Source organism: Halobacillus sp. B29, assembly GCF_052246755.1.
Taxonomy (GTDB): Bacteria; Bacillota; Bacilli; order Bacillales; family Halobacillaceae; genus Halobacillus; species Halobacillus halophilus.
On the sequence record NZ_JBQQCM010000021.1, the window covers coordinates 1 to 18,171 of the forward strand.

Annotated in this window: 24 protein-coding genes; 14 read left to right on the forward strand and 10 right to left on the reverse strand. The window is 43.1% G+C overall.

Annotation, left to right across the window (positions count from 1 at the left end; all coding sequences use genetic code 11):
• Positions 1-771: 771 nt before the first annotated feature.
• On the forward strand, positions 772-2,235 hold the full coding sequence (locus ACTWP7_RS19195; protein ID WP_443124560.1) for an alpha-amylase family glycosyl hydrolase: 1,464 nt from the start codon (positions 772-774) through the stop codon (positions 2,233-2,235).
• Positions 2,236-2,283: 48 nt separating this feature from the next.
• Here the strand turns inward: ACTWP7_RS19195 and ACTWP7_RS19200 are convergent, their stop codons facing one another.
• The gene (locus ACTWP7_RS19200; RefSeq protein ID WP_443124561.1) at positions 2,284-3,174 is read right to left on the reverse strand and encodes a DUF4349 domain-containing protein; all 891 of its coding nucleotides are present in this window, start codon (positions 3,172-3,174) and stop codon (positions 2,284-2,286) included.
• Positions 3,175-3,239: 65 nt separating this feature from the next.
• Complete coding sequence (locus tag ACTWP7_RS19205) at positions 3,240-4,100, reverse strand: DegV family protein (protein ID WP_443124597.1); 861 nt, start codon at positions 4,098-4,100, stop codon at positions 3,240-3,242.
• A 194-nt stretch (positions 4,101-4,294) separates the two neighbouring features.
• Here ACTWP7_RS19205 and ACTWP7_RS19210 point away from each other — a divergent pair, with 194 nt between their 5' ends.
• Entirely contained in the window at positions 4,295-5,146 is an 852-nt protein-coding gene (locus ACTWP7_RS19210) for a YitT family protein (protein WP_443124562.1), read from the forward strand.
• A gap of 60 nt (positions 5,147-5,206) precedes the next feature.
• A complete protein-coding gene (locus ACTWP7_RS19215; RefSeq protein WP_443124563.1) occupies positions 5,207-6,544 on the forward strand; it encodes a BsuPI-related putative proteinase inhibitor in 1,338 nt (445 codons plus the stop codon).
• Between the two features lie 348 nt (positions 6,545-6,892).
• On the opposite strand, the gene ACTWP7_RS19220 is transcribed toward ACTWP7_RS19215, so the two are convergent.
• Together ACTWP7_RS19220 and ACTWP7_RS19225 are read right to left on the reverse strand one after the other, a co-directional pair.
• Positions 6,893-7,171 carry a hypothetical protein gene (locus ACTWP7_RS19220; RefSeq protein WP_443124564.1) on the reverse strand — a complete coding sequence of 93 codons (279 nt, stop codon included), beginning with the start codon at positions 7,169-7,171 and terminating at the stop codon, positions 6,893-6,895.
• Between the two features lie 80 nt (positions 7,172-7,251).
• Positions 7,252-7,515 (reverse strand): NifU N-terminal domain-containing protein, encoded by a 264-nt coding sequence (locus ACTWP7_RS19225; protein WP_014642527.1) that lies wholly within the window; start codon positions 7,513-7,515, stop codon positions 7,252-7,254.
• A gap of 129 nt (positions 7,516-7,644) precedes the next feature.
• Here ACTWP7_RS19225 and ACTWP7_RS19230 point away from each other — a divergent pair, with 129 nt between their 5' ends.
• From ACTWP7_RS19230 to ACTWP7_RS19240, 3 genes are all read left to right on the forward strand, one after another.
• Positions 7,645-8,472: a DUF2785 domain-containing protein gene (locus ACTWP7_RS19230; RefSeq protein WP_443124565.1), complete on the forward strand. Its 828-nt coding sequence runs from the start codon at positions 7,645-7,647 to the stop codon at positions 8,470-8,472.
• 19 nt (positions 8,473-8,491) lie between these two features.
• Entirely contained in the window at positions 8,492-8,914 is a 423-nt protein-coding gene (locus ACTWP7_RS19235) for a hypothetical protein (protein ID WP_443124566.1), read from the forward strand.
• Between the two features lie 117 nt (positions 8,915-9,031).
• Complete coding sequence (locus tag ACTWP7_RS19240; protein ID WP_443124567.1) at positions 9,032-9,856, forward strand: HAD family hydrolase; 825 nt, start codon at positions 9,032-9,034, stop codon at positions 9,854-9,856.
• 195 nt (positions 9,857-10,051) lie between these two features.
• Here the strand turns inward: ACTWP7_RS19240 and ACTWP7_RS19245 are convergent, their stop codons facing one another.
• The 3 genes from ACTWP7_RS19245 to ACTWP7_RS19255 all read right to left on the reverse strand — a co-directional run bounded on the left by ACTWP7_RS19245 (position 10,052) and on the right by ACTWP7_RS19255 (position 11,334).
• Positions 10,052-10,267, reverse strand: a complete 216-nt coding sequence (locus ACTWP7_RS19245; RefSeq protein ID WP_014642532.1) for a DUF3813 domain-containing protein — start codon at positions 10,265-10,267, stop codon at positions 10,052-10,054.
• On the reverse strand, positions 10,268-10,414 hold the full coding sequence (locus ACTWP7_RS19250; RefSeq protein WP_014642533.1) for a hypothetical protein: 147 nt from the start codon (positions 10,412-10,414) through the stop codon (positions 10,268-10,270).
• A 95-nt stretch (positions 10,415-10,509) separates the two neighbouring features.
• On the reverse strand, positions 10,510-11,334 hold the full coding sequence (locus ACTWP7_RS19255) for a Cof-type HAD-IIB family hydrolase (protein ID WP_443124568.1): 825 nt from the start codon (positions 11,332-11,334) through the stop codon (positions 10,510-10,512).
• A 179-nt stretch (positions 11,335-11,513) separates the two neighbouring features.
• On the opposite strand from ACTWP7_RS19255, the gene ACTWP7_RS19260 reads away from it, so the two are divergent.
• The 6 genes from ACTWP7_RS19260 (at position 11,514) to ACTWP7_RS19285 (ending at position 14,497) form a co-directional block, all read left to right on the forward strand.
• Positions 11,514-12,278: an alpha/beta fold hydrolase gene (locus ACTWP7_RS19260; protein WP_443124569.1), complete on the forward strand. Its 765-nt coding sequence runs from the start codon at positions 11,514-11,516 to the stop codon at positions 12,276-12,278.
• A 75-nt stretch (positions 12,279-12,353) separates the two neighbouring features.
• A complete protein-coding gene (locus tag ACTWP7_RS19265; protein ID WP_014642536.1) occupies positions 12,354-12,665 on the forward strand; it encodes a metal-sulfur cluster assembly factor in 312 nt (103 codons plus the stop codon).
• Positions 12,666-12,734: 69 nt separating this feature from the next.
• Positions 12,735-13,250 (forward strand): molybdopterin-guanine dinucleotide biosynthesis protein B, encoded by a 516-nt coding sequence (gene mobB, locus ACTWP7_RS19270; protein ID WP_443124570.1) that lies wholly within the window; start codon positions 12,735-12,737, stop codon positions 13,248-13,250.
• Between the two features lie 4 nt (positions 13,251-13,254).
• Positions 13,255-13,716 carry a molybdenum cofactor biosynthesis protein MoaE gene (locus ACTWP7_RS19275; RefSeq protein WP_014642538.1) on the forward strand — a complete coding sequence of 154 codons (462 nt, stop codon included), beginning with the start codon at positions 13,255-13,257 and terminating at the stop codon, positions 13,714-13,716.
• Complete coding sequence (moaD, locus tag ACTWP7_RS19280) at positions 13,713-13,946, forward strand: molybdopterin converting factor subunit 1 (protein WP_443124572.1); 234 nt, start codon at positions 13,713-13,715, stop codon at positions 13,944-13,946. The genes ACTWP7_RS19275 and moaD overlap by 4 nt, the downstream gene beginning before the upstream one ends.
• A gap of 251 nt (positions 13,947-14,197) precedes the next feature.
• Positions 14,198-14,497, forward strand: coding sequence for a hypothetical protein (locus ACTWP7_RS19285; protein ID WP_443124573.1), 300 nt, complete (start codon positions 14,198-14,200; stop codon positions 14,495-14,497).
• A gap of 203 nt (positions 14,498-14,700) precedes the next feature.
• On the opposite strand, the gene ACTWP7_RS19290 is transcribed toward ACTWP7_RS19285, so the two are convergent.
• Complete coding sequence (locus ACTWP7_RS19290) at positions 14,701-15,516, reverse strand: undecaprenyl-diphosphate phosphatase (RefSeq protein ID WP_443124574.1); 816 nt, start codon at positions 15,514-15,516, stop codon at positions 14,701-14,703.
• A gap of 328 nt (positions 15,517-15,844) precedes the next feature.
• Positions 15,845-16,018, reverse strand: coding sequence for a YjzD family protein (locus ACTWP7_RS19295; protein ID WP_443124575.1), 174 nt, complete (start codon positions 16,016-16,018; stop codon positions 15,845-15,847).
• A gap of 134 nt (positions 16,019-16,152) precedes the next feature.
• On the opposite strand from ACTWP7_RS19295, the gene ACTWP7_RS19300 reads away from it, so the two are divergent.
• Both ACTWP7_RS19300 and ACTWP7_RS19305 read left to right on the forward strand, forming a co-directional pair.
• Positions 16,153-16,695, forward strand: a complete 543-nt coding sequence (locus ACTWP7_RS19300; RefSeq protein WP_443124576.1) for a hypothetical protein — start codon at positions 16,153-16,155, stop codon at positions 16,693-16,695.
• Positions 16,696-16,785: 90 nt separating this feature from the next.
• The gene (locus ACTWP7_RS19305; protein ID WP_443124577.1) at positions 16,786-17,745 is read left to right on the forward strand and encodes a BMP family ABC transporter substrate-binding protein; all 960 of its coding nucleotides are present in this window, start codon (positions 16,786-16,788) and stop codon (positions 17,743-17,745) included.
• A gap of 57 nt (positions 17,746-17,802) precedes the next feature.
• Here ACTWP7_RS19305 and ACTWP7_RS19310 read toward each other — a convergent pair whose 3' ends face one another.
• Positions 17,803-18,003 (reverse strand): hypothetical protein, encoded by a 201-nt coding sequence (locus ACTWP7_RS19310; RefSeq protein ID WP_443124578.1) that lies wholly within the window; start codon positions 18,001-18,003, stop codon positions 17,803-17,805.
• Between the last annotated feature and the right edge of the window lie 168 nt (positions 18,004-18,171).

The following is an 18,171-nucleotide window of genomic DNA, read 5'->3' on the forward strand; positions in this document are numbered from 1 at the left end:
TAAGCTAGCTCCTTCCGTAATGTAGCTCTGATAGGGTTTGGGTTTCTTACTTATTCCTTACCCGATTAACCTACGAATTTACGTGTAAGGAGCTAGTTTTTCGTTCATGATAACTCAGTCGTTTCACTCACTGTGGGGTCTCACCTAGATCCTTCTCCCATGGGAGTCTCGCCATTTCCCCACCAGCCCAGCCGAGTCAGAATAACGGACGCTATTATAAGAGAGGATGCTCTCCTTCTTAATCGGTCCTAAATGCTTTTGTGACAGTCTATTTCACATCGTTAAAGCATGAAATTAGCCTCTTGAGCCCATGCTTTTTTTTCATGAACCCATCGATGTCTTAAATGATTTCGAGTTTCTGATTTTGGCCAGGTCCGAAGGGGGACGATGCAGACTCCTGCGGGATGAACATGATCGGTGAGATCCCGCAGGGCTGTTAAGCCCGAGGAAGCTCAGCACATATAAGAAGTTCGACTAAGATCGCCACGTCCTGTGGCAACGTCGAACGACCCTGCGTCGTGCAGGGCCGGAAAGCGAAATCGTCCCCCGCAGGACCTTTCCTCTCATAAAATATCTCGAAAAGAATTTTATACAGACTCAAATTTTACAACCGCATGGCTTTAGCAGCTGTGCGTTTTTTTATGTGGAGGCGCCTGTAAATGTGACCATTGTATGTATTATGGTGAATTGATGCCGAGTACAATTGACGGGGAAGGCCTGGAAAGGATAATCTAAGAGAGTTACCTTTATTAGATAGAAAGGAGAGCGGCCATGAGAAAAGTAATAGCTGGGATTCTGTTTATTCCGTTATTTCTCTTTTTCGCTTCTCAAGCTGGAGCAGCAGAAATAGAAGAACGTCAATGGCAGGATGAAAGCGTATACTATATATCGATTGATCGATTTATGAATGGCGATAATTCTAACGATAGGGAAGAAGATGAAGCCTATCACGGTGGTGATTTAGAAGGAATTATCAAGCAGCTGGATTATATTAAGGAGAAGGGATTTACAGCCATTGAGATCTCCCCCATGATGGCCAATCAGGATGGAGGGTATCATGGTCAATGGATCGACGATTTTCAATCGGTTGACGAACACTTCGGTACTATGAAGAAAGCCGAGGAGCTGGTCGAAGCAGCCCATGAACTGGACCTTAAGGTGATGTTTGATTTTGTGGTGTCCCATACCGGCAGCGATCATCCCTGGAAAGAGGATCCACAAAAAAACGATTGGTATGCGGAAGGTGACACTACTTTACCAGAAGCCTGGACAGAGAATATGTCCGTATTAAATCTGGACAACCCTCAGGTACAGAGCTATTTCCTCGACACCGCTGAGTTCTGGATCAAGGAAACAGGAGTAGATGCGTTCCATTTACATAGTGCTGTTCCTTTACCCGATAAGTTTTATACGGATCTGGAGGAACGGGTTCAGTCCGTACAGGAAGGGTTTGGACTATTCACAAAAGATCTGAAAGGGGAAGACGATTCTTCCGTTTCCTTTCAGTCGGTGACGCGTGACACGTTTCAATCCTCCGGAAAGAATCTTGATGATCTTTATACTGTTTGGGAGGATAACCTCGAACATAAAGGGAAACCTTACGAGACTCTTCGATATATCGATGACCCTTCAATCGGACGATTTACACACTTGGCGGTAGAAGAAGGGCAGAATCCGATCACTCGCTGGAAGCTCGCTTTGACGTATCAGTTTACGATTCCAGGCATACCTGTCATGTACTTTGGTACGGAGCTCCCGCTTGATGATGGCGGCGACCCGTCAACCATTAAAATGATGAACTTCAAAGCAGGGGACGAGCAGTTGAAGCAGCGTATCGATAATTTAACTTCCATGAGAACGCAATTTCCTGCGCTCACGCGCGGAGATTATGAAGAAATGTACAATGAAGAAGGTCTGGCTATTTTTAAACGGAGCTATGAAGACCAGACGATGATCGTTGCGATTAATAATGCAGAAGAAACGAAAGCCGCTGTACTTTCCGGTTTACCAGAAGGACAGCAGCTTAGAGGCCTTTTACATGATGGAATGGTACGACAGCAGGATAATGGGGACTACCGCCTTGGAATGGAAAGGGAAACCGCAGACGTTTTTGTGGTGGAACCTGACGAGGGCTATAATTGGCTGTTTATTGGTTTTGTCGGCGGCGTTCTAAGTTTATTTGTAATTGCCGTAACCGTGATCAGTCTTAAAAACCGGAAAACAGAACATGCTTAATCTCAAACGCCCCTCTTTCCCTGTAGATGGAAAAGAGGGGCGTTTGAATTAGGAGGATGACTTTTTCTTTTTTCTTCTGATCAGCCAAAAAATCAGACCCACTCCGGCAATCAGCGCGAGAAATGGAGAGTAGCCCAGGATGAATACAACCAGCCAGGAGAAGAATTGCCCAACGTAATGCAACGAATTGATAAACGCCAGCTTGGTTTCTTCCCAGATGCTGCCCGGGGAGTTATTCAAATTTGCACCTGCCGCCGTTTCCTGAATGGAGACCGTGATCGTAGAGAAATTGCTCTGATTCTCTAAATACTTTATTTTCCCTTTTAATCTTTCAATTTCAGATTGAACGCGCTCGAGATCTTGAGAGATTTTTATTAAATCTTCGGTCGCTTCGGCTTGTTCCAAAAAGGTAAGCAGTCGCGATTCAATCTTTTCCTTAGCTTGCAGACGAGATTCTAAATCCACGTATTCTTCTGTAACATCGCGTCCGGATATATTTCTGGAGAGAACTTCACTGCTGATCTCTTCGATTTCTGTAAGCAGAGATTCAAAGTTCGGCTGAGGCACCCGGATGCGGATGTGACCCTGCCGTCTGCCTTGCTCATTTTTGCTAATATTGCTTTCGACCATTTGAGCATCCTGCTGATTCATTCTTTCCTGAAGATGCTGGTGAAATTGATCGTAATTATTCGTTTCCAAGTCGATATGAGCTTCATAGACCATCATGCGTTGTTCGCTGCTTTGAGCGATACGGGCTGGGCCATTTCCCTCATTGTTATCCGCTTGAGAAGGAGTTTCTGACAATCCATTGGACTCGGCAGAATCGGACGAAGCTTCTTCGGATGTCTCCGCACTGTTGTCTTCATTTTGACTGCAGGCTGCTGAAACAGCAAGAAGCAGCATAATGCTTAAAGCCAGTTTCAATACCTTCGTCACCATAAAAATACCCCCCTTTTTATTAATATAGTCGTTAAAAAGGGGGGAAAGGTTACAAAGAACCCAATCTATTTAGGGGTGTCATTTAAGAAAAACAAGGCTATGGTTCCGGGACCTGCATGAGCACCGACGGCAGAGCCGACCATTTCAAAACGGATATCTTCAGTCTCAAACTCAGATCGGATCATATCCGCCAGTTGCTCTGCGGTTTCCAAATCATCGCCGTGGCTGATGCCAATACGCTGATGTTTTAAATCTTTGCCGCGTTCCTTCATAATTTCAATCATTCGCTTCCATACTTTTTTGGAACCGCGAATTTTTTCAAGCGGGATAAGCTTACCATTTTCCATATGAAGCAGCGGTTTAATTTTAAGCAGGCTTCCGACAAAGGCAGAGGCTTTGCTTACGCGGCCGCCGCGATATAAGTATTCCAGATCCGCTACCGTGAAAATATGTTCCATATGAGCTGCCTGATACTTTCCAGCTTCTAAAATTTCTTCGAATGAATAGCCATCTTCCGCAAGTTCAGCAGCTCTTATGGCCACGAGTCCGCAACCCAGAGAGGCTGCTTTCGTATCGATAACTACGAACTGTGCGTGAGGGTACTCTTCTTTAATTTCTTCCTCTACCATTTTTGCACTTTGATATGTACCGGATAGTTCCGATGAAAAGGCAAAATAAATAAAGGGCTGATCGTTCTTTACAAATTCTGTGAATGTTTCTCGAAAAGCCTGGGAGGTAACCTGAGAAGTTTTGGGGGTTTCTCCGTTCCGCATTTTCTCATAGACATCACGAGGGGATATGGTTTTCCCGTCTTCATACTCTTCTCCATTAATGGTCACTTTCAAGGGGACCATGGTTAACGAATAGCTTTCCAGAGTTTCAGGGGATAGATCACTGGCTGAATCACATACAATTTGCACATTCATAAGATCACCTGCCATTTATATTCTTTCTTTAAGTTTAGGCATAATAGGAAGGATAGTCAAAGCAATTACAAGAAAACGTACGACAATTAATGGGGCATTTCGACGGAATCTTTCACAGCTTACTCATCTTTAACTTGATTTTGTCTCGTTACGGTGATAAAAAAGATAGTAGACTACTCGTAGGAGGTTGCGGATTGTTCACAGTTGAACTAAGAAGAATTATTATTGTGTTGTTAGGGGCAGCATTTAATGCTATCTCCCTGAACCTGTTTCTCATTGAAGCTAATGTTTACGCGAGCGGGTTCACCGGGGTTGCCCAGCTGCTTACCAGTATATTTACCGATTTTTTAGGTGTGCCAGGAATTAGTACAGGTCTCATCTTATTCATACTTAATATTCCAGTAGTGATTTTAGGCTGGCTTAAAGTAGGGAAGGGGTTTACGGTTTATAGTGTTGTATCAGTCGCCTTCACTACCCTTTTTCTTGAATTAATCCCCGTGCTGCAGCTTTCAGAGGATATTATCCTGAATGCCGTATTTGGCGGTGTAATTGGTGGTATGGGTGTCGGAATTACGCTCAAATGGGGTGCGTCAACAGGTGGTTTGGACATCGTAGCTATGGTGCTTTCTCGTATGAAAGACCGTCCGATCGGTATTTACTTCCTTGTACTGAACAGTGCTATCATCGCGATTGCTGGTTTATTATATGAACCGGAAAACGCGTTGTACACATTATTGACGTTATACGTAACCACTCGTGTGATCGACGCTGTTCATACACGTCACGAAAAACTTACGGCTATGATTATCACGTCCAAAGCAGCCGATTTAGAAAAAGCGATCCATTCCCAAATGGTTCGCGGTATTACAACTTTGCCGGCAAGAGGTGCTTTTACACAGCAGGATAAAAATATGATGATTATGGTTATTACCCGATATGAATTATATGACCTGCAGCATATTATCCAGGATGTCGATCCTTCTGCGTTTACCAATATCGTTCAGACGACAGGTATTTTTGGTTTCTTCCGAAAAGATGACAAATAATTTGTAACATTTCTGTAATATGGTCGTCTAATCATGTAAATAGAAAAAAGGAGTGGCGTTATGAAACATTTGTTAGCCATCTTTATGGGGGTCATGATGATTACCATGGCGGCCTGCGGAAATGAAGCAGATTCTGAGACTAAATCTAAGGAAGTTAAGACAGAAGAACCAAAAGCGGAAGAACAATCAGAGAAGAAAGCTGAAGAAGTGGAAGCATTTATTCAATCTTTGAATATGGAAGCGAATGTGGCAACATCGGAGGGTACAGCCGATTTTCAAATGTCGCTTGAAAACACATCGGATGAGACTGTAACCTTAGGATTTACCTCAAGCCAGGAATATGAAATTCAAGTAACGAATGCTGAAGGAGAAAGTGTTTACACATTTTCAGCTGATAAAATGTTTACCCAGGAGATGATCATCAAAGAATTGGCAGCGGGTGAATCGTTAACAGCTGAAGAAACATGGACAGGCATTAAAGAGCCAGGGGACTACGAAGCAACTATAACGTTCCTGGTAAATTCAATTAATGAACAGCCATTAGAGGCTGAACCTTTCCAATTAACGAAATCATTTAGCATTGAGTCTGCTGATCAAGAAACGGGGAGCAGTCAGGAAGAAAATGAAGCACCCTCTGAAGAACCGGAAAAAGAAACCCCGTTAGAGTCTGATAAAGATAACAATAAAGATAAAGAAACAAATGAAGAAGTAAAAACAGAAGAGAAGACTGTGAGTGCCGAGGAAGATGGGTTCCGTAATATTGAAGTAAGCGGTAAGGATGGAGCCTATATAGTCACGGGCGAAGCTTACGTATCCCACGGGGAATTTACCTACCTGGTTGAAGATGGTCATCACGTGCTGATTGAACCTGAAGCTATGGAAGTAGGAAATAAATCCGAATGGGCTCCTTTTACTCTGGAGCTTTCGATTCCAAATGAGGATTTACCTGATTTCGGTACGGTGACTCTTACGCTTATAGTGAATTCTGAAGACAGTGAAGACGAAACCATAAAGAATGTTCCCTTAGAGGAAATTGCGCAGAGTGAGCCGGAGAATGATACGGAGTCAACGACGCGAGAGGTTGAAACTGAGGGCGAGGCATTCCGCAACGTAACCGTGTCTGGTGAGAATGGTGCTTATACCATCGAGGGAGAAGCTCGTGTACACGAAGGCAGCTTTATCTATACAGTGGAAGATGGTCATTACGTATTGGTGGAACCAACATCTGTACAAGTAGTCGAGGGTGCCCCTGCGTGGTCTTCATTCGAGATAGAAATTGATATTTCTGAGGAAGACCTGCCGACGTACGGGTCACTGACGTTGACTGTATTTGAAGAAAGTGCTGAAGATGGAAGTCCTGTGCACCTTAACCATTTACTTCTACAGAAATTTAATTAAAATGAAGCCGTCACAATCCTCGTGACGGCTTTTTTGGTTATATTGGGTTATTCTTTTTAACAAGAAGATAATTCAACTAACGCGCCGGATTGTGTAAGACTCGATTTCGAGATATTGGATGGAGAAAGGAGCTCCACAGAACGGCTCGCTTTCCGCGGGCATGCGCTGAGTCTCCTCAGGCTGGCGCCTTCCGGGGCCTCACCTGTCATGTTCATCCCGCAGGAGTCTACGCCGTTCCCTTCCGCTCCTTTGCGATCATGAAGAGCTCGAAATCCTTTACGTAAATGCCTTCATATGAGGAAGAATAACCTATGTGATAAACGTAGTCTACCCAGGGTACAAACAGCGCTATAGAAGCATTTTAGACGATATAAACTTCCCACATTTTTCTACTGCCAGGGTCCGTTCACATGAAATGGCTGAGGTGACGGAGGAAACGACGAGACTCCCAAGATTAAAAGCGGAAGCACCTTGGTCAGCGTCGTATGGACTGGATGTAGGAAGTTCGACTAAGATCGCCACGTCCTGTGGCAACGTCGAACGACCCTGCGTCGTGTAGGGCCGGAAAGCGAAATCGTCCCGCGGAGGACCTTCCGCTCCTCCAATGTCTCGAAACTGAGTCTTCAACAAACGGGAGCTTATCTTTCACATCCTCCTCAATAAAAAAAGGCTGCCACAAATACAAGTGGCAGCCTTTTTTTTAGCTATTAATATCCGTATTCAGCTAGCAATCCTTCGACTTTAGGAGTCAATGTTTCCCATTCAGCATTCGGTAATTTATTTACGGTAATAAAGTTTTGGAAGCCGAACACATTATCTACTCCATCAAAGTTCATGAGATCATTTAAAATTTTATGGTCACTTGTCTGTCCAGGCATAACAGATACACTGCCATCCCCTTGGAAAATCATCGAATCCGTCGTAAATTTACGAGCATTCGGATTTGGTGTTTCTTCTACTTTTACTGCCATTTCGCATCCTCCTCTATAACATCTTTACCTATTTTATCAGATATTCTTCCAACTCTAAACTGAAAGCTAATATTCCATTAATTTCATAAAAACTGTGTTACAATGAAAACACTTTTTAGGAGGTGTTTTATGGAAACGCGACTCATTGATGTGTTGCAGCCCATTAAAGATAACGATTATCAACTGCCTGAAAACCAAAGCCTGCAGGAGCTGACAACGATGATGCTCCAGAAGATCGGTTCGGTTCATCCGGTACTTAGGGACGATCTGATCCATACCATTTTTACAACGTTTATTGAACGTGGGCACTACAGTCACGAACAATTAAAAAATATATTACAGTCCATTCTGAATAAGAACTATCTCTTTTACCGGATCGGTACGTCTAAAAGAGAGGAAGATGCGGTCTTTAAACGAAGTTTTTCTGTTTTATTAATTCCTCCTATCCTGAAAAAACATCGGAAGACCCCCTTTTTGAAAGAAGCAGAGGTCCACAGGGTTTGGCATAATCTCAAAAAGTACATGCAGCAGGAATCAGATCACCGCGGGTATGTAAAAGGGAAGGGCTGGGCCCATGCAATGGCTCATGCAGCCGATGCTCTCTATCACGTGGCTTCCTGTGATGAAATTACAGAATCGGAAATACGAGAAATGCTGCCGATTATTAAAGCTCAGTTTCTCATTGACCACCCCTATTTATTTGATGAAGAAGAACGGATGGTAACTGCTGTTATGATCATGTTTAAGAAAATTAAGCCGCAAGCGCGAATAGAGTGGTTGGAAACTCTGCTCTATGTGCGTGAAAGCTGGCAGGATCCTCGGGAGGATATTATAATAAATAACAGCAAGCACTTCCTGAGAGCCCTTTATTTCCGTATGCTGGAAGGAGATCATAGGGACCTTCGGCAGGTTTTAGAGAACCTGCTCCGTGAACTTAGAAAACAAGAAGCCTATTGATAGATGTGGGGGAAAAGCTATGATTCGCTGGGGATTTTGGATTGGTACGACTTCCGGACTCGTACTCGGCTTATACATGTCGCTGGTCGAGCTAGTAACGGGTAAAAAAGTGTACACGTTGCTCATGAATGTTGATTTTATTCCCTTGATTGGAAGCATTGAATGGCCGGTTGCGATCGAATGGCTATTTCATTTAATTATTTCCTGGATTATTGGGGTCCTGTATGTGTATGCGTTCAGGCGCGTCCTGAAAGACACTAAGCGTAATCGCTGGTCTCTTGCTTTGATCTTAAGTGCGTTTGCCGCTACCAGTTATGTGCCGCTTACGCTTCTCGCTATTAAGGAAACCCCAGCGTTAACTGATGGCGCAGCTATCTTATATTGGTTAATCGGTCATGTACTGTATGCGGTCGTCTTAAAAATATCCTATTATCGTTCTTGATCCATGTTAAAGCCCGGGAAATGAGGATCCCGGGCTTGTTTTGTGCGTCTAAGCATGGTTGTTGGTACATACTAGGAACAGCGTTCATTGCTCTAAACTCAAAAGGAGGGAAACGTAATGATCGATCAAGCGGAGTGTCTGATTTTTGACTTAGACGGCACGCTGTATGAGGATACGGATCACTTCGAATATTACGCTCACCTGCTTCAGCAGCGGGCATCTATTGAGAACCGCCCTAACGTAAAACAGGATTATCATAAAGTGCTCGCTGGTAAACATCCATTGCAAATAGGGAAGGTTTATGATGTCGAAGAAGATGTCATCCTAACAGTCGATCCCTTTTCCAATAAAGTACGTAAGGTGGAGACGTGGAGGGGAGAGGTGTGGACAAAAAGCCGCACGGAAAAAACATACCCTGATTCGCTCACCTATGATTTAGAAAAACAGATCGCCCTGGGAGACGGGTGGTGGCTTCCTTTTTCAATCGCGAGGCATTATGGTGTATCGGCAGAAGAAGTACGTGAATGTTACGGCCAAACGAAAGAATATATGGTTTCGGGCCAGTTTTCGCTCACGAAAACAAAAGGGCTTAGAGACGCCTTGCTCAAATGGAGGAAAGAGAAGCGGTTAGTTTTAATCACCAATAGTGAAGCTCATGACGTCGACCATATTTTAAATCGTATTGACCTGACAGATATGTTTCATGAACGAATTTCTTCGGCAGCGAAACCGCTACACACGACCGAGTTGTTTCAAACCCTTTTAAGGAACGGTAAGTACACGGCCGGATCCGTCATATCCATTGGAGATAATTTCATGAATGAGATTGCTCCAGCCCTTGCACTTGGAATGAGAGCTATATGGATTCACTCGGCCGGCTATGAATGGAATCATAAGGATTTAAAGATTGTGAAGAGTTTTGAGGAGTGCACAAAGACATAAAAAAGATACAGCCATTCATCCAGTGAAGCACGATTCAAAAGGAAGAATGGCTGTATCAAATTCAGAAAAAATTAGGGGGTACATATAACATACCCCAAATCCAATAATTATAACTCCTGCTAAGGACGCAGTTTTTACTAATGAAAAGGGGTAAAAAAGACCAGCCTGGAAATCCAGACTGGTCTTTCACATGGTTTATCGCAAACTTTGATGGTGGTTCTCAAGCTGTTGTTCCAACTGCTGTAGCTCTTGTTTCTCTTGTTGAGAACATTGGCTATATGCAGATTGAATCGCTTGTTTAGCCGCTTGCATGTCTTCTTGACTCATCTGTTGGCTGCCATTGCCATCACGGTTCTGTGTGAAACGGTTTACCGCATCACGTGCGTTTTCAAAAAGGTTTCTGCCCTTCATTTAAAACCCTCCTACCGTATGCTGGTCAGATTCGATTTCTTTTCGTTTAGCGTCTGAAAGCCTTTTAGGCTCCATCTTGCTTTCGTCAAACTGACGAACTTCTGTCCAGCGTTCTTCGTTGCGATCTTTCTGTTTTTGCTGTTCCATGACAAGCCCTCCTGTCATAAAAAAAGCCTGAACGTTTTTCACGTTCAAGCTTAGTATGGAGAATTGCCTGTAATCTAACCTAGGAAAATGTTGACTTACATGGCTTTTTTATTAAGTTTTAAATATTCGTTCAAGAATTCTCCTATGCCATTTTCTTCATTTGAATGCGTAACGTGTTTCGCGACACCTTTTAGTTCATCAATGGCGTTCCCCATAGCTACGCCGACACCGGCGTAATCAATCATTTCCAGGTCGTTGTCTTCATCGCCAAACGCAATAATTCGATCCTTTGGAATGTGGAAGTAGTGAGCGATTTTGTGAAGACCTACCGCCTTATTCAGACCAGCACGGACGATTTCAATCACATGCCAAGGCGCGCCCCATTTACGGTGATCTATTAAAGAAGCGTGCACATCCAGTTCTTCCCGAAGCCTCTGAATTTTATCTTCTTCCGGGTGGATTAGGATGGAGGTAGGATCATCTTTTAAGTTCGACTGCAAACGTCCAATACTGATTGGGTTGTCATTTTTCGTTTGGAAAATGCTCATAATTTCTTCATCATGCTGATGTAAATACACTTGATCCATGACTTCTGCCAGAATATTTTTGACACCCAGATCCTGACATGTATCGATAATTTTATGAGCGGTGCGTATTGAAAGCGGGGAGTGAAGCGCATCCCACTTATGATCTGTAGGGTGGTGGATTAAAGCGCCATTAAAGTTAACCATTGGCGTCTTAAGTCCTAATTCATGATAGAAATCGATGCTTGCTCGATGTGGACGCCCTGTCGCAATCACCACGATGTGACCTTGATGTATGGCATTTAGCACCACTTCTTTTGTTTGGGCATGGATGACTTTATCATCCGTCAGAAGTGTGCCGTCCAGATCCAGTGCTATTAAATGTTGTTTATCCATATCTTCACCTCATTTGTATGTATAGTGTAGCGGTAAGAAAGGTGAGTTGTAAAGAATTCCCGCCTGTATCACCTAACACTTCCCAATTCTATCGGGCAGTGTTACGATTATACTATAACTCACTTTTGTAATAGCTATTTAAACAGGACGTAAAGTTTAGTTAGAAAGGAAACACGTTGATGATCGGAATTCAAAGGAAAACCTTAAAAGGCGTACCAACACTTACTGTAGTTGATTCAGCAAAACAAGAGGAGCCGATGCCTGTATTTATTTACTTCCACGGCTTTACATCAGCGAAGGAGCATAACCTTCCTCAGGCTTATTTACTGGCAGAAAGAGGCTACCGTGTCATTCTACCTGACAGTGTCTACCACGGCGAACGTGATCAGGATCTGTCCAAGGATGAGCTGAATTTTAAGTTCTGGGATATTGTATATCAAAACTTAAAAGAACTTCAAGATATAAAAGACGAACTTGATCGAGAGAACCTTATTAAAGACCGGCGGATCGGCGTCGGAGGTACATCCCTTGGAGGGATAACAACGAGCGCGGCTCTAACCATGTATCCGTGGATTCAGGCTAGCGCAGTCATGATGGGTTCTCCGAAACCAGTTGATTTTGCTAAGCAATTAGTTGATGAAATCGAGTACTTCGGTCTTCAAATACCATTGTCAGAAGAAAAAATGAATGAGCTATTTGATTTTCTTGGAGCGATTGATCTATCTAAACAAATGGACAAACTATACGGAAGACCTCTTTTCTTCTGGCATGGCGATGCGGATCCTGTTGTTCCATTTGAGCACTCATACGATTTTTATAACGAAGCCATTAAATATTATAAAAATCCCGAGAATATCCGCTTCTTAAGAGAAGTCGGCCGGGACCATAAGGTTAGCCGCTTTGCTATCCTGGAAATGGTTAACTGGCTTGAATTAGTTCTATGATGGAATCGATTGGTTTATTCTGAGTCGATTTTTGTTTATAATAAACTTTGAACACATGTGAAGGGGGAAAATTTAATGAGTACAGCAACTGAAGAAAATGCGTTAGGTGCCCTTGAGAATGTCATTGACCCTGAACTCGGTATTGATATCGTGAATCTTGGACTTGTCTATGGCGTCGATATAGATCCAGACGGCAATGCGACCGTAACAATGACGTTAACAGCGATGGGCTGCCCGCTGGCCGCTCACATTGAGCAGGATGTTAAAGGCTGCTTAGCTGACCTGCCGGAAATTAATCAGGTAGCGGTTAATATTGTCTGGAATCCACCTTGGACGAAAGATCGTATGAGCCGTTACGCTAAAATCGCATTAGGAATTCCAGATTAATGAACTTGGCCCCTGCCGTATAAATAGGCAGGGGTTTTTACATAAATACACAGAGGAGAGGGAATCACAATGAACCACGAGACCCCAGTATTTCAAGTAGTAGGATACAAAAATAGCGGAAAAACTTCCCTCTTATCTGAATTGATCGCCTATGGTGCGGAAAACGAGGAGCACGTAGCCGCGATTAAACATCATAGCCATGATGAACCATTGAAAGTCATGCATTATGGCACAGACAGTTACCGTCTGCATGAGTCCGGTGCCTTTATGACAGGCGTGGATAGTCCGGGCCGTCTTCAACTGGAGCTTAATCATCCGGAAGGATACCCGCTTGAAAAGCTAGTATCCTTATACCGCTTTTTTACTCCGGACTTAATCGTTGTGGAAGGATTTAAACAGGAATCCTACCCGAAAGCGGTTATTATAAAAAGAGAAAAAGACTTAGAACTGCTTAAGCTTGAAAACATCCGTTTGGTAGTCACATGGGACGAGTCCCTCACAAGCCATCTGGATCTTCCTGTCTACAAGCTGGAACAATGGAAGGAACAATTGCCTGAAATCTACAAACTGGCGAAAGGAGCATAAGATTTTGGGGAAGTATTATTGGATCTCAGATAAACCTCTAGTGATACAAGAAGTAGTGGATCTCGTAACCAGGAGAAACGCGGGAGCGATTAACACCTTCATTGGTACCGTAAGAGAATTTACAAAAGGAAAACGTACCCTTTACCTGGAATATGAAGCCTACAAGGCGATGGCAGAGAAGAAATTAGAGGAAATTGGCCATGAAATTAAGAAGAAGTGGCCAGAGGCAGAAACGGCTATTGTCCATCGGGTGGGCCGCCTTGAAATCACCGATATTGCTGTCGTTATCGCCGTTTCCACACCTCATCGTGCCGATTCTTACGAAGCAAGCCGTTATGCGATTGAGCGGATTAAAGAAATTGTGCCTATTTGGAAAAAGGAACATTGGGAAGATGGCGAGCAATGGATTGGTGATCAAAAAGAAACGAAACAGGGAATTCCTGCGAAAGGAGATGCATCAAAATGAATCAAATTTTATTTTTTGCAGGTCTTAGAGAACAGGCCGGGGAAGAAAGCATTGAACTGGATGTGAACGGTCGTTCTATCGGAGAACTTAAAGAAACATTATCAAGCAACTATGCGATAGATAAAGTAAAAGGATCCATGGCAGCTCTAAATGAGGAATTTGTCCAGGATGAAGAAATTGTAAAAGAAGGAGATACCATTGCCTTTATCCCACCAGTTAGTGGTGGTTAAAAAAGTCAGCCCGCTACAGAAGCAGGGCTGACTTTTTTTATCTGTTAAACATGGTAACAGTGAAGGTCCTGCGGGGGATGATTCAATTTCCGCGGCCCTGCACGATACAGGGTCGTTCGACGTTGCCACAGGACGTGACGCTCCTAGTCGAACATCCCTTGTGCTGAGCCTCCTCGAGCTAAAGCTCTCCGGGGTCTCACCGATCATGTTGATGAGGCCACTGAAAAACTCCATTCTACCCAGGGGAGTTGTTGACGTTTGTTGTTGCGTCTCACGAATCGCTTATCGGTGGATGCTTGCCGCGGGCACGGGCTCAGCTAACTTGGTCAAGAAGACCACTTGACCAAGTGGATCTTCGGCTCGCGCTGTTCCCGCAGGCGTCACCACCGAACGCTCATCGTGGAAGCAACGGAGATCCATCTAAAAAGAATGCTTTTCTTGAACTTACAAAAGTCAATCACTCAACAACGATCCGTGAAACGAATGAAGAGGTAGAGGGGATAAGTTTGCTTTTGTGTCGCAAAATTATAGTTGGGTTGGTTGGGAAATGAGGAGACTCCCGCGGGAGAAGGGGCCTGGCTAGACCCCGGAAGGCGTAGCCTGAGGAGGCTTGCCGGTTCCCCCGCAGGAAAGCGACTTATTTCCCAACCAGCCCTCCGCCCTTTAACGTAACGGGCCTAATTATCTCGAAACAGAGTCTTATACAAACGGGAGCTTTTCTGTTTGGTCAGCAAAGATGTTTAATGAAACTTTATTAGAACCAGATGATGAGTAAGGTAATGCCGCCGACGATAAAGCAATAGAAGGCGAAGTACTTGAGGTTTCCACGGGCCATGATATTCATAAACCATTTTAAAGAAAGATAGGAAGCGACAATAGAAGCTAGAAAAGCTGCAATATAACCTATCCATAAATTATTTTGAGAAGCATCCGCGATGACTTCTTCCGCTGATAATAGCATGGTACCTAAGCTTACGGGTATGTACAGAAGGAAAGAAAATCGCAGTGCGGTTTCCTGTTTCATCCCGAGATACATGGCAGCTACAATGGTCGCACCTGAGCGGCTGATACCTGGAATTAAAGCAATGGCCTGAGCGAATCCTACAATAGCAGCATCCTTCCAGTTCAGTTGTCCGTCACCTTTTCGACCGCGCATATTTCTGATGAGCCATAAAGCAACACCAGTAATAATCAACGTAATTCCTACCGTTTCTGGTGTGGATAATACCTCTATAGCATCTCCCAGTAGTATTCCTAAGACACCGGCTGGAATCGTTCCGATAATGAGATAAATGATAAAATCAAAATCATCTTTTTGCCGTTCATCTTTGGTAAGCATGTAGCCGATTCCGTTTTTGACTAATCGGACTAAATCATCCCAATAGATGATAAAAACGGCGATTAAGGATCCGAAATTTACAAGCACCTCAAAATTTAATCCTTCAAAATCCATATCCAGAATGTTTTGGACAAGCACCAGATGTCCACTGGACGAGATTGGAATCGGTTCTGTAAATCCTTGAAATATCCCCAAAAATAAATATTTAATCAATATCAAAATTTCTTCCATTATTCTTCCTCCTTGATCCCTTTCCATATAAAAAAGCTGTGTGAAGCAATTTTGAATAAAAATAGAGAGTTTTTACAGGGCCGTTTAGTGAAGAAACTTGAGTCAGAGATACTGCTGATAAAAGCCCTGTGTGCAAGCAAAAGCAGTGGGATAGATCCTTACTCCATCGAAGGTTATTTATAAATAACCAACTATAAAAAAGCACTTCTCTACTATACGGTTACTTGATTTCTATGTGCAATAAGCCAAGTTATTCATTTGGAGCCGGTTTATGTACATGAAAAAACGCTGCTATCATTAGACAGCAACGTTCAATGATGACCTATCTTTAAGCTTCGTCTTTAATGAGTCCTTCGCCAAGTATCACTGCCGCCCCAGTAAAAAGAAGCGTCATAATGAACACTTGTGTGAAACCAAAACTTCCTCCAGCCATATTACTGACTACATAGGCCGTCATGAAGCTCAGCAGAAGGGCCCAAATCAACGTCCATACAAACTTCATTTAAACTCACCTCAATCATACACATTCTATTTTAATACTATCAGAACTTCCTAAAAAAAGAAATAAGTATTCGCGGCCGTTCATGATTCAAAACAGTGGTGAATAAACTGAAATGATGAAGGAGGGGACGATCAATGCTTATAACTGTACACCCATGTTTTCATTGGATCGGCTATCATATGAGCACCGGTTTTTTACAAGAAGGCAGGCAAGTGATTGGAATCGACCGCATGGAAGCGTCTCTAAGTGAACATTTATATATGTACGTAGGAAGGAATAGTAACTTTCAGCATTTTTATTCCAAAGACGACAAAGAAAGGCACTCCCAGCCAACAGATGATGAACTATTTATTGAATATGCAGACCAATATTTAATTGTAGAGAGAAAACATGAGGATCGGATATTTGTACAAGTCGAGTTACCTAAGCTGTATGGAGAGTGGATGGATATCAGTCAAAAAGGCATCGAACAGGAGGGAGAGCTATTAGAATGGGTCAGGGAGTCTAAAGCTGTCTATATTAGCGATTTTTTAAACGAATTTATTCCTTATGTCCTAACGTTGAAGGAAGAAAGACAACCGAAGCCTTTTGAAGATTTGTGCAGCCCAGAAGATCATAAAAAGCGTGTAGAGAGTGTATGGAAAGCTTACCAGACGATGAGAAAACTGTATTTGTAATGAAAGTTTCAAATATACACATTTACTTTATAGAGCCCACCCATGTAGAATAAGAGGAAATATAAGTAGTTTTTACTAGGAGTGCTTATTGTGAAGTGGGTATATACAGGATGTGTACTTTTATTACTGCTCACCGGATGTAATCATATTGCTGGAAAAGCCGATCATGCAGGGATGCTGGTAGAGACTGCCATTGATGATCAAGCCTGGGGAGAGCAAGGGTACGAGGGTTTGAAAGCGATAGAGAAAGAGTACGGTGTTGATGTTTCTTATAAAGAGGGTATTAATAGTTACACAAAAACGGTTCAAGCGGTAGAAGAACTGGTCAATCAAGGGGCTACGGTCATTTTGGGTCATAGTCATGTGTACGGAAATTATTTCCAACAATTGCATAAGCAGTATCCTGATATCCAGTTCATTTATTTTAATGGGGCCTTTACGGCGGACAATGTTACCAGTCTGAATTTCAGTGCTCAGGCCATGGGCTTTTTTGGAGGCATGGCAGCAGGACAGATGACAGAAAGCGATAAGGTTGGAATTATCGCGGCATTTGAATGGCAGCCTGAAGTAGAAGGATTCTATGAAGGTGTCAATTTTCAGAACCCGCAGGCTGAAGTAGAGATCACGTTTACAAACAGCTGGGAAGATACAGATAAGGCCCTCAGCCAGTATGAACGGTTAGAGAAGCAGGGTGCTGATGTGTTTTATCCTGCCGGGGATGTATTTAACCAGGCGGTCATCAAACAGATAAAGCAGCATGACCACTATGCGGTCGGTTACGTGAACGATCAGTCCGATGTTGGCGGGAAGGCTGTTCTCACCAGTACGATACAAAAAGTAGATGCTGTTTATAAAATTGCTATGGAAAAGTACTTAAACGATAACCTGCCCGGACGTCCGCTAATGTTTGATTTTGAAGAAGGGGCCATTGAAATGGGACCCTACAGCCCGGAGATCCCGAAGGAGTTTCAAAGGGAAATTGACCGTGCTGTAAAACGGTATATCGAAACAGGGTATTTGCCCAATCATCAAAACTCTGAAGCCAGATGAGGCTTCAGAGTTTTTTTAGCAATCGGCTGGATGGTAAGAAAGTATAAAGCAATACCGCTACTTTTTAAATTTATTAACCATAGGTTTAATCATCGGATAGATTGTCTTCCATGTTTTATTAACTTCTTCCCAAACCGTTCCCCAGTCGGCCGGTGGCTGTTCTTCTTCTGTTTTTTCTTCTTCTGGTTCTTCCGCTTGGTTACGATTATTGGGACCTTGCCAGAAATGATCGAATGGAGATTGAGGTCTTTTGGCCATGACATTCACCCCCTTATACGTACTGTATGTAAACTACGTTTCCTCTTTGTGGGCGGCACTATTATTGGAAAAGCTTCTACTTGCAGAAACCAAAGAGATGAATTAAAATTAGTACCAAGTCATAAGAATTGATATAAGATATTAGACTTTACCTTTAAGGGGATGAAT